This window comes from Coleofasciculus sp. G1-WW12-02, from assembly GCF_040219735.1.
In the GTDB taxonomy this organism is placed as follows: domain Bacteria; phylum Cyanobacteriota; class Cyanobacteriia; order Cyanobacteriales; family Coleofasciculaceae; genus Coleofasciculus.
This window is the reverse complement of record NZ_JAVJRX010000171.1, coordinates 1-16518: the sequence shown is the minus strand read 5'-3', so window position 1 is coordinate 16518 and position 16518 is coordinate 1. Positions and strand designations below refer to the sequence as shown.

Here is a 16518-nt window from a genome sequence, read left to right as displayed (position 1 = left end):
TTTCCTTTTCTAAACGCCTTTATTAAACCATCGAAGGACTTAAAGGATTCGCTAACTGTTCTTAGCGCTTGTTGAGCCGCTTGAGAATAGAGGGCTTGGAAGTGCTTGTTGTTTTTGTACTCCTTTTCTAAGTCATATTTACCGATAATTCGCCGACGCTTAAACCAGATTTGACGAGCATAATAGATGCCGCAGTTCATTAGGTTATTCGCTTCAGCGCAAATAAACTCTAGAACTGCGGCTAGCTCTTTATTTGGATCTAATAATACTTGTTGACAACCGTACAATAATATTACCTCCTTGTTTAGGGTTATATTATATCACTTAAGAATGTTATTGCGGGATAAATCCCGCTGTCTTTACGACTTGCTCGGTTTCATCCCTCGGATAAATCACGAGGGAGCCTGCACCATCGCTTATGACGTAAGAAATATAGACGTTCCGTGGGAACCTCTATCATTTAGTGTCTGCCAAAACAGTCATCATTTATGCATAGATACATCCATATTTTCTGGTAATTCATCCCCTAAAAGTGAAGGTCTTACAGCGCTTTTGGTAGTAAGTGAGGTACACAGACAGATCCCCGACTTCGTAGGAGTTGTCAGGTATCTTGCTTGAGGCTGTACCTCATCAACCACCAAATCTGCTGTATAGCAACCGCCATAGCGGTTAGGACACATCTTATGGTAGAGACTCCTCCGGCGGAACCTCTGGAACAACAGTTCGCTTGTCCTAATCGATGTGTCTACTGCTATATTACCAAATTAGATAAAACTTAAGTCTTGAATGGCTCTTTTTTTGTAGTTTTTGTTACCATTTTCTAGGATTTTTACTCTATAATACGATAGGTGATTACTCTAAATACGGAAGAGCTAAATTAACTAGCCATGATAAACCGAGGAACATGGCTCTGTTCCGACCATTACGTATTATACTTTTTGTAAGCATAATATATTACCGAGAATTAGCCAAGCTGAATTGTCATTAAACGTTGATATTTGCACTGTTTAAACTTGACAAAATCTATGGTTTAAGCAACAAGAATAATGATACTTATTTTTAGTTACAAAAAGTCAAAAAAAAATATTAACTAATTTAAATAATTGTGAATTCGTAAAATACAGTACGATTTTTCTGATACAAATAAACCTAGGAAATATTTCTTATGGCAAACGCAAGTTCACCCTTGTAGAGTGTAGAAGGTGCTGATATGAACGAAAATACTTACGAATTGGAATCTGAACTGAAAACTTTGAATCACGTCTATCAAACCTTGTCCCAAGTCAAGACTCAAATGAATGATGAGAGTTATGGACTAGAATCTCTGGGATTAAGGAACCTTGGTCATCTGTATCACAATCTCCCGGTTCCCCAGCTTATCGAAGAAGCCCTAAAACGGCATGAAGGCGTTCTTGCTGCCAATGGCGCTCTTTGTGTAGAAACAGGCAAATACACCGGACGTTCTCCGGCGGATAAATTCATCGTTGATGAGCCGGGGCTGCATGAGGAAGTGAACTGGAATAAAGTCAACGTTCCCATCTCACAGGAAAAATTTGACTTACTCTATAAACAGATGTTGGCTTATTTGCAAGGCAGAGATCTGTTTATCTTTGATGGATATGTCGGTGTTGATCCGCAATACCGCCTGGGTGTACGAGTTATTAACGAACTCGCCTCGCAAAATTTGTTTGCTCATCAAATGTTCCTCCGCCCCACTCCAGAGGAACTTAGCACCCATAAACCCGAATTAACCATCATTGCAATTCCGGGTTTACAGGGAGACCCAGAGATTAATGGTATCCATAGTGAAGCCTTTATTGTCGTCAGCTTTGCCAAACGGCTGGTTTTAATTGGCGGATCGCGCTATGCCGGTGAAATCAAAAAATCGGCATTCTCATTCATGAATTATCTGATGACTAAGCGCGATGTTCTGCCCATGCATTGTTCCGCAAATATGGACAAAAAAGGGAACACCGCGTTATTCTTTGGACTTTCTGGTACGGGGAAAACAACCTTATCGGCAGATCCCACACGGCATCTAATTGGGGATGACGAACATGGATGGTCAGAACGGGGTATTTTCAACTTTGAAGGAGGCTGTTACGCGAAAACTATTCGGCTGTCGCGGACGAATGAACCTCAGATTTGGTCAGCTATTCGCTTTGGGTCAATAATGGAAAATGTGATTCTTGACCCAGAAAGCCGTATTCCTAATTATGATGACGGTCGCCTCACTGAAAATACACGAGTCGCTTATCCGGTCGATTATATTCCCAATTGTGTAATTCCGGGTATTGGTGGTCATCCTCGAACTGTCATTTTCCTCACCGCAGATGCCTTTGGGGTATTACCACCCATTGCTAAGCTGACCAACAATCAGGCAATTTTCCACTTCATGTCAGGTTACACCAGCAAACTAGCGGGTACAGAACGGGGAATTACTGAACCCCAAGCCACATTTTCTGCTTGTTTCGGTCAACCATTCCTTCCCCTGTCGCCAACACTTTACGGAGAGATGTTATTTGAGCGACTTGTCAAATACGATGCCAATGTCTATTTAGTTAATACAGGATGGACGGGTGGACCTTATGGAGTTGGCACACGCATCCGGATTCAAGACAGTCGCGCCATGGTTGCTGCAGCGTTAAGTGGGGAGTTGGAACAGGTGAAATTCTATCACCATCCCATCTTTAAAATCTTAGTGCCAAAAACAGTTCCTGGGGTTGACAGCAGCATTCTCGATCCGCAAAATACCTGGAGTGATCCCCAAGCCTACGAGAAACAAGCGAAGGACTTGGCGAAACGATTTGTCGAAAACTTCAAGAAGTTTCCCAATGCGCCGCGTGAAGTGAAGGAAGCTGCACCTGTTTTTGAGTAACTGTTCCCAGTTTTTGCCGCAACAACCTTTACTTTAGGGTTGTTGTGGACAAGAACTTGAACGGGTAAGGGTGCATAACAGTCCTTGGTGTCAATTGAAGCAAACCCATTATCCATCGTGTAGAGACGTAGCATGCTACGTCTCTACATTTCCAGTTAGGTCTGTAGGGGCGGGTTTTACCGATAACGTTTTGGAAAAAACCGATAACTGTACTAAACCCGCCCCTATAGGGGAAGTATGTAGAGATGCATAGCCTTCCAGAGTTGAGGAAACCCAAGCGTGAGAGATCGCTGGGCACATAGAAGGACTAGACTACACTAGACTATCATAAAAAATTGGCTTGGGAAGTCTTTCTTGCCCAGAATAGAAAAGTCTCAAGGTTGACTCATGAATTGACTTTCACCTTTCATACCTATTCCTTATCCTTCATCCGAGGACAGAAAAATGAGAGCCTAATTCTTTATCTCTCTCAAACCTGAAAACTTCGGTAGGGGCGGGCGCGAGTCACATCAGGGCGGGAAAAAAACCAGAATAGTGAAACCCGCCCCTACTGCCCTTAAAAACGCTTTCATCCCTTATCTGTTCCTGTACCCCTGAGCAAAGCTTCAAAGGACTCATTTCTCCGTAGATTATCAAAATCTGAGTCAGTTTTGGCTAAGGTAAGGTATTCACTGGGGTTAAGGCGAATCGCTGCTTGTAAACTCGCGATCGCACCCTCCGGATTTCCCAGTACGGCATAGCAACAGGCTTGGTTGTACCAGGCGTATTCGTCCTCTGGATCAGAGGCTAATACTTGGTCATAACTCGCCACGGCTTCAGTATATCGACCCAGTTTCCGCAGCAGTTCACCTCGCTGATACCAACTCCAGGGGTCAGTGGGTTTGATCTCCAACGCCTGATCATAGCTAGCCAGGGCCTCTTCTGGGCGTCCCCAACGTCGCAGGGAATCTCCCCGTCGATACCACGCCCAATAATCATCGGGTTGGGTTTCTAAGGCTTTTTCGTAACTGGCAATTGCCTCTCCATAGCGTGCCAAATGTCGCAGGGCGTCACCTAAGCGATACCAACTCCAGTAATCTGTCGGTCGAATCTTCAGGGCTTCCTCAAAGGAGGTAATCGCTTCCTTATACCAATCTAAATCTTCTAGGGCGACCCGTCCCCGATTGTACCAAGCCCAATAGTCATCTGGTCGAGTATCCAGGGCTTGATCATAACTTGCGATCGCGTCTTCGTAGCGTTGTAACTCCCGCAATACCTGGGCGCGTTGACACCAACTCCAGTAATCGGTGGGTTTTTGGGCTAAAGCTTGGTCATAACTACTTAACGCTTGCGAGTAGTATCCCAACGCATCTAAAACATCGGCTCGCCAGTACAGCGCCCAAAAATCATGGGGCTTGTAGTCCAAAGCCCGATTATAGCTGGTCAGGGCATCTTCATAGCGCCCCTCATCTCGTAATCCATGTCCTTGATTTAACCAATCTCTATAGCTATCAGGTCTGCACTCTAGCACTCTGTAGATAGTATGGGCAGGTTTCTGCCTCATCGATAATGTTGTACCCATAGTTTAATCTTGAAATTGTGTAACGGATAGTTAAGTGGTTACTAATGACTAATGACCAATGACTAATGACTAATGACCAATGACTAAGACAAAATAGTTCATGTTACCCACACCACTGCTAATTTATCGACAAAATGGGGAAGAGATCATTCCCAAGCGGTTGCCGATTAACAAAGGAACCTGTGATATTGCCACGGCTTTAATCACCTGTTTTCAGGAGGCGGTTGGTCATACCCAAGGTGAACTGGATCGCCAGCTTTCTGAATTAGAAGGGGATAGTCCTGATTATCGCCTCAAACGGGGACTGGCGCATCTGCTAAAAAATAACTTCAGCACCTTTGAAATCGTTAGCCCCCTTGAACCGAAAGAACTGCGACAACGAGTTTTTACCCTATCTGCCCAATCCCTCCCCTGTCGCGCCGCGACGGAAGCTACCCTAGAAACCCTGAGTAGTAGGCTTACTCAAGAATTACATCAAGAAGTGCTACCTTCGCAAATTCGGACGGGGCTTTATGCGGATTTGCCAGAAAATCGGATTCTCACCCAGTTTGATGATCCAGCTCCGGAAGCCCTGCTGCACCGTTACAACTTATCTCAAGTTCAAGGTATTTTCTACAAAGCCTCTGAGATGATTCTCAATGCTCATCGTAATGTACCAGGAGAGTATAAATTACTGTTTCGTTACTTAAAGTTATTTGGCTTAATGACTTATATCGAAGGCGATGCGGATCACGGGTTTACCATTACCATTGACGGACCTGCCAGTTTATTTAAAGCCAGTACCCGGTATGGACTTGCGATCGCTAAACTAATTCCTGCCCTGCTTCATGTTACTCGTTGGAGTCTCAAAGCCACGTTACAAATGCGTGATCCCTACACCGGAACTCGGAAAACGGGGCGGTTCAGTCTCAACGATAAGTGTGGTTTGGTCACCCATTATCCCCCCGGCAAGCCTTACGACAGTATGATTGAGGCATCCTTTGCCAACCGTTGGGACTCGCTGAAAACGGAGTGGATACTGGAGCGAGAAGTGGATCTGATTCCGATTCCTGGGAGTGTGATGATTCCTGATTTTCGCCTGGTGCATCCCGACGGGCGAGATATGTTGTTAGAAATTGTTGGGTTTTGGCGTCCCGACTACCTGCAAAAGAAATTTTCTCAAGTCCGGCGTGCGGCTTGTGATAATTTGATTTTGGCAATTTCTGAGCGACTCAACTTGGATAAAGCTGGGGTTAAGCTGGAACGTGTGCCTGCCCAAATTATTTGGTTTAAAGATAAGTTATCACCCAAGGCGGTACTGGAGATATTAGATCAATGAACAGTGATCACCGTAGGAGCGCACCGACGTGCATCCGTGTCAACGTCAACTTAAGGTGAAAAGCTTTCCCTATAAGACTTTGAATCTCGTCGTTTTAATCTTAACCCCCCTTAATCCCCCGTGCAAAAAAAGCGAAGCATCCTCTGTCCTCCCCCCTCCTCGTAGGGGGGAACGAGGGGGGTAGGGGGGGAAATGTTTCCTCCCTAACCCTCCCCTTGATAAGGGGAGGGTTAGGGAGGGGTAGAGTCAAGGTATTGCTTGGGTTTTTCCGCTTAAGTTGACACCAATGACCGACGTGCGCCCCAGTATGCAAGGCTTGCGCCCCAGTATGGTTCCCGGTTACGGCGTCATGGTGCCAGGGTATAGCAACCGCCTTGGCGGTTAGACAGATCATTGATGTAGAGACGCGCCATGGCGCGTCTCTACCCATGGAAATCGGGAATATCCCTATATCTGGAAAAGGATGATTATAATAAGTTGAAAGCGAGGAAAACTTCAAACCCAAGTTAGCTGCTTGGGGACAGCGAGAAGGAACAATTAAGAACAACGGGTGCATAGATCGCTATTAGATGTTTATAGTCTGATGGTTTAGAGACATTCACGGCGTTAACGTAGACAAGTTCAGGCTTATCAGGAGTGCCATATTGGGTTGAAGCAGAAATGCCTCAATTGCTTCATTCTCCAGTTCTATCGCTACATACGGCTACTAATGAATCAATCAATTTATTTATGGCTCTGATGAGTTTAACTACGATGAGTATGCGGTTTTGTCTGGTGAGTGGGTTAGTGGTTAAACTGGGTGTTTATATCTTATTGAACCCAGTGTCGGCTCAGATTATCCCGGATGCTACCTTGGGGAGTGAAGGGTCTCGCTTTATCGAAGGTGTAGAGATTGATCGGATTGAGGGTGGAGCAGCGCGAGGGGTCAATTTGTTCCACAGCTTTAGTGAGTTTAATGTATTAGACGGACAACAGGTTTATTTTGGCAATCCTGGGGGGATTGAGAATATCCTGAGTCGGGTGACGGGGGGGAATGGCTCGAATATTTTGGGGACTTTGGGGGTATTGGGAAATGCGAATTTATTTTTAGTGAATCCCAATGGGATTGTGTTTGGACCGAATGCGCGGCTGGATGTGGCGGGTTCGTTTGTGGCTTCTACGGGAAATGGGTTTAATTTCTCGGATGGGAGTAGTTTTAGTGCGACGAATCCAGAAGCGCCGCCGTTGTTGACGATTAATGTTACTCCGGGGTTGCAGTATGGGGCGAGTCAGCCTCAAGCCGAGATTGTTAATCAGGGGAATTTAGGGGTAGGGCAAGATCTTACGTTAGTCGGGAATCGTCTCAGGTTGTCAGGTCAGCTAGAAGCGGGGAGGGATTTAACCCTGTTGGCAACGGATACGGTAGAGATTCGAGATAGTGTGAGTAATCCGTTCATTGCTGAGGCGGGTGATGAATTGGTAGTGCAGGGGAACCAGGCGGTTGATATTTTTGCCTTGAATCATCCCGATAGTGGCTTGTTTTCTGGTGGGGATATGGTGCTGCGTTCCGCTAATCCTGTAGGTGGTGATGCTCATTATTGGAGTGGGGGGAGTTTTCGGATTGAGCAGTTGGATAGTAGTCTGGGGAGTTTTTCAAGCCCTAATGATCCGGTGATTCGGGCGAGTGGGGATGTCAGTTTTGAGAGTTATACAGTGGCTTCCTTACATATTTTCGCGGGTGGTAGCGTCACGGTTGAAGGTAATATCAGGATTACAGGTGCGGACGCTGAGAATGGAATTGTAGAGACAGTTACTCTCTCTGATGGGACAACAGTAGTAGAAATTGATGGTAAGACGAAACCAACGCTGGATATTCGGGCGGGAACAACTGCGTTTGGTACTCCTGGAAATCCTGACAATGTTAACGTTAATAATCCTCCAGGTATTAACGGAACTGGGACAAGCGCGGATATCACGATTGGAGGCAATGTTACTAATAATGGAGGAACGGTATTTTTAACCAATCAGTATCAGCCTAATTATGCGTTGACAGGTGGAAATATTAAAGTTAGCACCATTGATACGAGTAGTTCTGGAGAGGATGGTGGTTCTATCACAATTAATGCGCGTAGGAATATAGAAGGGGGGAATTTAGAAGCAGGGCAAGACCTCACTTTGGCTGGACGTGACCTCAATTTGTCGGGTGAGCTTCGAGCGGGCAGAGATTTAACGCTGTTGGCAACGGGTACTGTCAGAGGCAACGCTCATTACTGGAGTGGTGGCAGTTTTTGGATTAAGCAGCCAGATAATTTGCCTTCTTGTATCAGTGGGTGTACCATTTTTCAAGGAGGTTCATTACATATTTTCGCGGGTGGCAGCGTCACGATTGTAGGTAATGTGAAGATTACAGACGCGGACGCTACTAATGGAATTCAGGAAACAGTTACTCTCTCCGATGGAACAACGGTGGAAATTAATAGTAAGAAGGAACCGACGTTGGATATTCGCGCGGGAACTACTGTGTCTGGTATTCCTGGAAATCCTGATAATGTTAATACTAACAATCCTCCAGATATTGATGGAACGGGGACAAGTGCGGATATCAAAATTACAGGCAATGTTATTAATGATAATGGAAATGGAGGAACAGTTTTTTTAACCAACCAGTATCAACCTAATCCCGCATTGGCAGCAGGCAATATTACAGTTGGCGACATTAATGTTTTCAGGGGTGGGTTTAGTTCGGGGGAGAATGGTGGTTCTATAACAATTGATGCTCGTGGAAACATCGCCACAGCGTCTCTCTACTCCAGCACCTCTGGGGAAGGAAATGGAGGGGGAATTACTCTAATTGCTGGTGGCAATATCTCCACACAAAAGCTATATTCCCCTTCTAACTATCTTTCTATTGATCTTGCCTCCAACAACTGGAGTGGGGGAAATGGAGGAGCGATCTCTCTAACTGCTGGTGGAAATATCTCCACAAGGCAGCTAGACGCCTTCTCTTTAGGCGGAGATGGGGGGGCGATCTCTCTAAAGGCTAATGGAAATATCAACACTAACGGTAACGACATCTATACATCGTCTCTCAACGGTGGGGATAAAGGTGGGGGGACGATCTCTCTAGAGGCTAATGGAAATATCACCACAGGATCTCTCTACTCCTTCTCCTCCCGTGCAACGGGCAATGATAGTGTAGCTGGGGGAGCCATTGATATCTTCACTACCAACGGCAACATTTCTATAGGCAGTATGAACTCGTACTCGTACTCAGAATCTGGCGATAGTGGAACAGGGGGAGCTGTAGATATCTCCACTAATAACGGCAACATTGATATAGGCAATGTGAACTCCTACTCGTACTCAGAATCTGGCGATAGTGGGACAGGGGGAGCAATTTCTCTCAGTGCTAGAGAGGGGAATATTTTAGGAGAGGGTTCACCAGTCCTTAACTCCTTTTCTGTCTCTGATCGAGGAACCGCAGGAGATGGTGGCAAGGTTACTCTAGAAGCTAGAAACAATGTGAGCAATCTAGAGATATTAACCCTCTCTTCTTCGGCAAACGCAAAAGCTGGGGATGTTGCAATAGGAGGTTTTGGGGATTTATCGCTCACCGATATCAAGATTGTGACCAGTGGGCAGTTGACAGTGAAACTTCCCACAGGACAAGACACATCTAAAAACCCCACCTTTAAAGAAGTGTCCTTGAATGTTGGTGAGGCAGGTCAATCGGGAGATGTCACTGTTACCAGCTCAGGAGATCTCACATTCAACAATAGTCGGATTTTAAGTGACACCAAAGGTAACGACCGAGCAGGCGATGTAACAATCACTAGCTCCGGTCTAGTCACGTTCAATGATAGTCAAATTATTAGTAATACCAGCAGCGAAGGGCAGGCAGGAAAGATTGAGATTACAGCAACAGAGGGTAGGGTGCTTATGGATAACAGTACAATCTCTAGTATTGTGAACTCAGACAATGCCAAGGATGCTGCTGGCACTATTACAGTGGAAGCCGGAACCATCGAGATGCGTAATGATGCTGTGGTGAAAGCTGACAGCAACAGTACTGAGTCTGCTCCCGGTAATATTACCTTACTAGCCGTCGGTCGCTCTAATAATCCTGAGACTCCAGAAGTCCTGATTCATCAAAATAGCCGAGTTACCAGTGATAGCCAGAACAATGTAGGCGGCTATGGAACAATTCAGATCGAGGCTACTCAGGGGTCAGTGGCACTGAATCAGGCTACAGTGAGTGCTAAAAATGAGGGTTCTGACTTTGCTGCTGATATATTTATCAATGCCCGCGAAAATATCTCAATTGCTAATAAAAGTAAAATCTCGGCAGATGGAAATTTTGGTCGTATTTTTGTTGGGTCTAGTTCCAGTGAAGATTATGACAACGATACAGGTATCCGTCCTCAAGCGATCGCAATTGATAACAGCCAACTAACAACCACAAATAATGTCAATGATGTTACCAAATCCGAAGACGCAGGGGAAATCAACCTGAGAGCAACTGGCAATACTTCGATTACAAACAGCACCCTTTTGGGTACGACAGTCGGCTCAGGTGAAGGTGGAAGCATTAATATCGAGACAGGTTCGCTGTCGCTCACTAGTTCCCTGCTTGATGCAACAACTAGCGGTACAGGTAAAGCAGGAGATGTATCAATTACAGCCGACAACGAGATTTCCTTAAGAGGAGGTCAAATCTCCAGTGCAGTCGAACAGAATGCGGAGGGTGATGCTGGCAGCATAACTATTAAAACTCGACAATTGACTCTCAATGATGCCCAAGCCACCGTCAGCAGCACCGGAGATGGAACCGCAGGAAACCTCACAGTTGATGCCCCTTCCGTGCTTCTTTCTAACCAAGCCAAGCTCACGGCAACCACAGAGGAAGGTAGTGGCGGTAATATTCAACTACAGAATTTATCATCTCTACAATTAGGCGATCGCAGTGAGATATCCGCTTCCACTGAAAGTGGTACTGGAGGCAATATTTCAGTCGAAGCTTCAGGAGGCACTGTCGCATTGAGTGGTAATAGTCGCTTAGCCGCAGAAGCAACCAAGAGTGGTAACGCAGGCGGTGTCACGATTAATACTCAACAGTTATCTATTGAGCAAGAAGCGCAAGTTGCCGCTAGTAGCAAAAATGGTTCCGGCACAGCCGGTAATGTCGATATCACTGCTAGTGGTGTTACCCTCAATAGCGGCGGACAAATCACAGCCGAAACGGATAGTGGAACAAGTACACCAGAGCAAGGTAATATCTTCCTACGAGAACTGAACACTCTACAGGTGAATAATAGCCGCATTTCCTCATCTACCAATACAGGCAAGGCAGGCAATGTCGAGATTACTGCTGATGAAGTCACCCTCGACGGCACTTTTAACTTTGAGGGAACAGAGCAAGGAGGGGTGCTAGCCCAGGCAACTGGGGATGAAGGTAACGCGGGCAGTGTCACTCTCAACACCTCTCGACTAAGTTTAGACAATGGTGCCGAAATCTCAGCTAGTAATGTCTCAGGAAATGAGCGCGGAGACGTCACCTTACAAGGTTTGACGAATCTATCCCTTAGCAATGGCAGTGAGATATCCGCTTCCACTCAGACGGGTCAAGCCGGTAGCGTCACCGTAAAGGCAACAGAGTCAGTCACGGTCAACGATAACAGTTTAATCTCATCCTCAAGTACCAGTGGAGAAGCTGGCAGTGTCTCCATCAATGCTCCCGAATTAGTAACACTCAACAATAGTCTGATTTCTTCTTCGACTGAAAGTGGACAAGCCGGCAGTGTGAGTATCCATGCCAATGATACAGTGGCGCTCAGTGGGACATTTACTAACTCAAATGGAACTAACTCTCCCGCAGGAGTATTGGCACAAGCCACCCAAGGCGGAAATGCTGGCGGTGTCAGGATTAATACTCAACAGTTATCTATCGAGCAAGGAGCGCAAGTTGCCGCTAGTAGTAAAAATGGTTCTGGCACAGCCGGTGATGTCGATATCACGGCTAGCACCGTTACTCTAAATAATGGTGAAATCACCGCCGAAACTGATGCTGGAGGCACTGGCAACCCAGCCAATATAACCCTGCGAAACTTAAATAGTCTAAACCTTAGTAATAACAGCAGCATTTCTGCCTCTACTCAAACAGGTCAAGCGGGTAGTGTCAACCTCAACCAAGGAGAAAATCCTGCTACTTCAGTTACCCTCAACAACAGCAGCATATCAGCACAGGCAACTGGGGATGAAGGTAACGCAGGCGATGTCACGATTAACGCCGAGACTCTCTTCCTAAACAATGGAGAAATCACAGCAAAAACCAGAGGCAATGGACAAGGCGCCAACATCACCCTGAATCTCACAGATTGGTTGCGCCTAGATAACGAAAGCCTCATCTCTGCCGAAGCCTTTGACGATGCCAATGGCGGTAACGTCAAAATTAACCTAACCGCCAACCATGGCATTCTCTTTGCCCTACCATCCAACAGCAACGGCAGCGATATCATTGCTAAAGCCGCAGGGGGTAATGGCGGCAACATCACCATTACTGCCCCCCTTGGTATCTACGGCATCGAAGAACGGAAAGCGATAGACGGTAACCGCACGAATGATATAGATGCCAGTTCCGAGTTTGGTGCCCCAGGTCAAATCACCATCAATTCCCTGGTGATTGACCCCAGCCAAGGACTAATCGAACTCCCCACCGACACCGCCGCCCCTCAACTCGACCAAACCTGCTCACCCAGCCAAAGCGGTAAGAATGAATTTACCGTAACTGGACGCGACGGACTCCCCCCTAGCCCCACCGATATCCTCACCCCAGAACAACCGCTAGCCGACTTAGGCACTCCCGTCAACAGCACAGCCACCCAGCCAACCCCAACCCCAACTCCCCCCGCTTCCCCCAAACCCATCGTAGAAGCCCAAGGCTGGATTATTGACGAACAAGGTAACATTACCCTGGTCGCCAATGTACCAACCGCCAATTCTCAGGGAGTATGGCAACCCCACCCATCTTGTCAGGGAGGGCGCTAATGTAGCCGGGGGAGCAGGGGAAGCCGGGTTTGTAGAGACGTTCCGGTGGAACGTCTGGAAGCCGGGGGAGCAGAGGAAGCCGGGGGTGTAGGGGCGGGTTTTACAGATAACTTATGGCAACAACTGATAACTTAAATAAACCCGCCCTTCTAGAGCGTCAGTCCAGTAACCACTGGACTGGTGTTCTAGGGGAAGCAATAGTACATTTTTCCTGATTAGGTGATGCCATGATGCGTGAAGGATTCACAGGAAAACCTAAAACCTAATACCTACCTCCACCACAATACTTATTCAGCAGCCCTACTTATAAAATGTCCAAATCCCAACCAACCCGCCGCCCAAAACTGTACAAACTCCTGTGCTACGTTGGCATTGGTCTCAGCCTCACCCTGCTGAAACTCTACCTAGACTGGACTCCCGCTACCGCCATTGTCCCCCAGACAGACACCCTGACATCAAATACGACTCATGTAACCTCTCCCCCAGCCTCCCTTATTCCCCCCAACCTCCCTCGTTCCCTTTCCTCACGGGATCTGGAAAACCTCTCTCCAAACCTCTCTCCTACAAGGAGAGAGGCTTTGAATTCTTCCCCCTTCCCTACCTCCAACAACGCCCTCAACCTCTTCCAACAAGGCAAAACCCACTATCAAGCCGGACAATTTGCCGCCGCCCTAGACGCTTGGCAACAAGCCGCTGCCGCCTACCAGACTCAAGGAGAACCCCTCAACCAGGCAATGACATTAAGCAACCTGGCACTCGCCCATCAGGAATTGGCACAATGGAATCAAGCCAATCACGCCATGGCTCAAAGCTTCGCCCTCCTAGACACCATCCCCCCCAATACCCCAGAACGTCTCCGGGTGCAGGCACAAGCCCTCAACACCCAAGGCACCCTGCAACTGGCTCAAGGACAAGCCGAAGCCGCCCTGAAAACCTGGCAGCACGCCACCCAACTCTACACCCAAATCCCCGACGAACCGGGCATCATTCGCAGCCAAATTAACCAAGCCCTCGCCCTGCGAGCCTTAGGGCTATACCGTCGCGCCCGCCATACCCTAGAGCAACTCGAAACCACCTTACAAACCCAACCCGACAATCCCCTCAAAGCCGCCGCTTACGCCAACTTAGGTAACCTACTCCGCTCCCTCGGTAGCCCCGAACAAGCCCAGAAAACACTCCAGAAAAGTCGGGATATCGCCCGCACCCTCAACTCCCCCGCCGACATCAGCGCCGCCTTACTCGGCTTAGGCAACACCGCTCGTTCCCAAGAACAGAATGAGCTAGCCATCGACTACTATCAACAAGCCGCTGCCAGCGCCATTTCCCCCAATGCACAATTTGAGGCATCTGTCAATCAACTCGACCTACTCCTGGAAACCAACCAAAAGCAACCCGCCACTACCTTAATCCCCCAACTCCAGGAACTCGCCCAACACCTACCCACCACTCGCCCCGCCATCTATGCCCAAATCCACTTTGCCCAAACCCTCACCCACCATCAAAGCCAACTGAACCCCAGCCTATCTGCCCCAGAAATCGCCCAGATTCTCGCCCACGCCCAACAGCAGGCGCAACACCTCAAAGACACCGTAGCCGAATCCTATGCCCTCGGCTACCTGGGACACCTCTACGAAACAGCCCAACAATGGCAGGACGCCGAACGCCTTACCCGACAAGCCTTGGCACAAGCCAAAATTCCCCCAGAAGTCGCCTATCAATGGCAGTGGCAACTGGGACGACTTTTAAAAGCACAGAATAAACCCCAAGTCGCCACCAACGCCTACACTAGCGCCTACAAAACCCTGAAACTCCTGAGAGGAGACTTAGTTGCCGCCAACCCCGATATCAAATTTACGTTCCGAGACGAAGTTGAACCCGTCTATCGGGAACTCGTAGACTTGCTCCTATCCCCTCAAGGAACCAGCAAACCCAACCAAGAGAACCTGGAACAAGCCCGTGATGTGATGGAGGCATTACAGGTGGCAGAACTGGAAAACTTCTTTCAATCCGCCTGTTTGGATTCAACGGTACCAGTTGACCAAGTAGTCGATGAAAAAGACCCAACGGCTGCCATTATTTACCCGATTGTACTCAAAGACCGCATCGAAGTCATCCTCAAGTTACCGGGCAAAAAAACTCCTCTGGTTCATTATCGCTCCCCTGACGTATCCCGCCAAAATGTGGAAGCCACCGTAAAACTATTCCGCCGTGATCTCCAAGAACCTTTCGCTTACTTCGACAAGGAGTATGGGCAAACCCTCTACAACTGGTTAATCAAACCAGCACGCCCCTACCTGGAACGCCACGGGATCAAAACCCTAATTTTTGTCCTGGATGAACCCCTGCGAAATATTCCCATGGCAGCGCTTTACGACGGGGAAACCTATCTGGTTCAAACCTATGCTACTGCCCTAGTTTTGGGGCTAGAAGTGCGCGATTCCCATCGGCTAGAGCGAAACCAGATGGATGTGCTAGCTGTCAGTCTCACTGAACCGCCGCCAAAGGAGGGTAACTTCGCCACCTTAGACAATGCCAATCGCGAGTTAAACAAAATAAAAGCCGCAGGCATTCCTGTTGCTTTCATCCGGGACAAAAATTTCACCAAAACCGCATTAGAGCAACGCCTGGAGCGCTCTACTTTCGACATCGTACACCTAGCCACTCACGGTCAATTTGGAGAAAAGCCAGAAGACACCTTTATTCTGGCGGCTGACGGGAAGATCCCCTTAGACCAATTTAGCCAATTATTTCGCCGCCAACAGTCCACCACAACCCAAGGGATTGAACTCCTCCTGCTCAGTGCCTGCCGAACCGCCACAGGCAGCAATCGAGCCGTACTCGGAATTGCCGGAGCCGCGATTCAGGCAGGAACACAGAGTGCGATCGCGTCTCTCTGGAGTTTGGATGATCAATCCAGTGTTACCTTCACAGAAGCCTTCTACCAACATTTAGGACAACCGGGAGTGTCTCGCGCCGAAGCCCTACAACTAGCGCAGCAGGCGATGTTACAAAACGCCGACTACCAAGCGCCCCTCTTCTGGGCTGCCTATGTCTTAGTTGGAAGTTGGTTTTGAGTGATGAGCCTTAGGTTCGGTGATCGCTATTTTGAGCCTAATAGCTTGTCATATTCCGCGTGTGTTCCGATCCAAAACCAAACTAGATCATTATCCTGTTTGACTGCAATCGCTCTGTAGTTTAAACCGACTCTAACCGACCAAAACCGACCAACTTTCTTCAAGTGTAGTGAGGGATATCGAGGATCTTGTTTGATCAGCTCGTAACATCTATCGGCAAGGTCTTGGATGTCAGCGGGTAGCTGTCGATAATAATACCAAAAATCGGGGGTGGCGTGGTGTTTCACAAATCAGTACATTTTCCTTTTCCTAAATCTTGTAAGGCTTTGTCGGCTAGTGCATCGAGCCTACCCGCCGTAACATCTGTCTCAAATTGCCGATCCCAATTGATTGCATCAAATTCAGCAAACCAAGTCCTAAATTTTACCAGCTCTTCATCCGAAAGCTGACTGATCGCCAGTTCAATTTCCCTTAAGTCACTCTCAGTCATAAGCCCTATTTTTTTAGAAATTTTCTTAAATTATACCCGCATTTCTCACAAACTAATTTGAGAAGCTAATTTGAAGGGGAAAAGTAGAAGTTTTCATGCGCAGAATAGAAAAATTCCAGATTCTTCAACAAAATTAACCTGAAATTGCTAACTCTTACCCGACGCATTCGATAA

General features: G+C 47.4%; 7 protein-coding genes and 1 pseudogene. 4 read left to right on the top strand and 4 right to left on the bottom strand.

The annotated features are described in order from the left end of the window. Positions 1–287: pseudogene (locus RID09_RS27235) on the bottom strand (RNA-guided endonuclease TnpB family protein); the annotation flags it as partial. A gap of 923 nt (positions 288–1210) precedes the next feature. On the opposite strand from RID09_RS27235, the gene pckA reads away from it, so the two are divergent. Beyond that, on the top strand, positions 1211–2878 hold the full coding sequence (gene pckA / locus RID09_RS27230) for a phosphoenolpyruvate carboxykinase (ATP) (protein ID WP_446339050.1): 1668 nt from the start codon (positions 1211–1213) through the stop codon (positions 2876–2878). Between the two features lie 568 nt (positions 2879–3446). Here the strand turns inward: pckA and RID09_RS27225 are convergent. Beyond that, complete coding sequence (locus tag RID09_RS27225; protein WP_446339049.1) at positions 3447–4439, bottom strand: tetratricopeptide repeat protein; 993 nt, start codon at positions 4437–4439, stop codon at positions 3447–3449. Between the two features lie 100 nt (positions 4440–4539). On the opposite strand from RID09_RS27225, the gene RID09_RS27220 reads away from it, so the two are divergent. The 3 genes from RID09_RS27220 (at position 4540) to RID09_RS27210 (ending at position 15854) form a co-directional block, all read left to right on the top strand. Continuing rightward, the gene (locus RID09_RS27220) at positions 4540–5757 is read left to right on the top strand and encodes a DUF790 family protein (protein WP_446339048.1); all 1218 of its coding nucleotides are present in this window, start codon (positions 4540–4542) and stop codon (positions 5755–5757) included. Between the two features lie 636 nt (positions 5758–6393). After that, on the top strand, positions 6394–12780 hold the full coding sequence (locus RID09_RS27215; protein ID WP_446339047.1) for a two-partner secretion domain-containing protein: 6387 nt from the start codon (positions 6394–6396) through the stop codon (positions 12778–12780). Between the two features lie 311 nt (positions 12781–13091). Beyond that, on the top strand, positions 13092–15854 hold the full coding sequence (locus tag RID09_RS27210; RefSeq protein WP_446339046.1) for a CHAT domain-containing protein: 2763 nt from the start codon (positions 13092–13094) through the stop codon (positions 15852–15854). A gap of 26 nt (positions 15855–15880) precedes the next feature. Here the strand turns inward: RID09_RS27210 and RID09_RS27205 are convergent, their stop codons facing one another. Further along, entirely contained in the window at positions 15881–16141 is a 261-nt protein-coding gene (locus tag RID09_RS27205; RefSeq protein ID WP_446339045.1) for a ParE family toxin-like protein, read from the bottom strand. Next, positions 16138–16344, bottom strand: a complete 207-nt coding sequence (locus tag RID09_RS27200; RefSeq protein ID WP_446339044.1) for a hypothetical protein — start codon at positions 16342–16344, stop codon at positions 16138–16140. Before RID09_RS27200 ends, RID09_RS27205 begins: the two co-directional genes overlap by 4 nt. Positions 16345–16518: the final 174 nt, after the last annotated feature.

Bases quoted from the DNA above. Each gene is read 5' to 3' on its own strand.
- RID09_RS27220 (WP_446339048.1), top strand. From the start codon at position 4,540: ATGTTACCCACACCACTGCTAATTTATCGACAAAATGGGGAAGAGATC.
- pckA (WP_446339050.1), top strand. From the start codon at position 1,211: ATGAACGAAAATACTTACGAATTGGAATCTGAACTGAAAACTTTGAAT.
- RID09_RS27225 (WP_446339049.1), bottom strand. From the start codon at position 4,439: ATGGGTACAACATTATCGATGAGGCAGAAACCTGCCCATACTATCTAC.
- RID09_RS27200 (WP_446339044.1), bottom strand. From the start codon at position 16,344: ATGACTGAGAGTGACTTAAGGGAAATTGAACTGGCGATCAGTCAGCTT.
- RID09_RS27210 (WP_446339046.1), top strand. From the start codon at position 13,092: ATGTCCAAATCCCAACCAACCCGCCGCCCAAAACTGTACAAACTCCTG.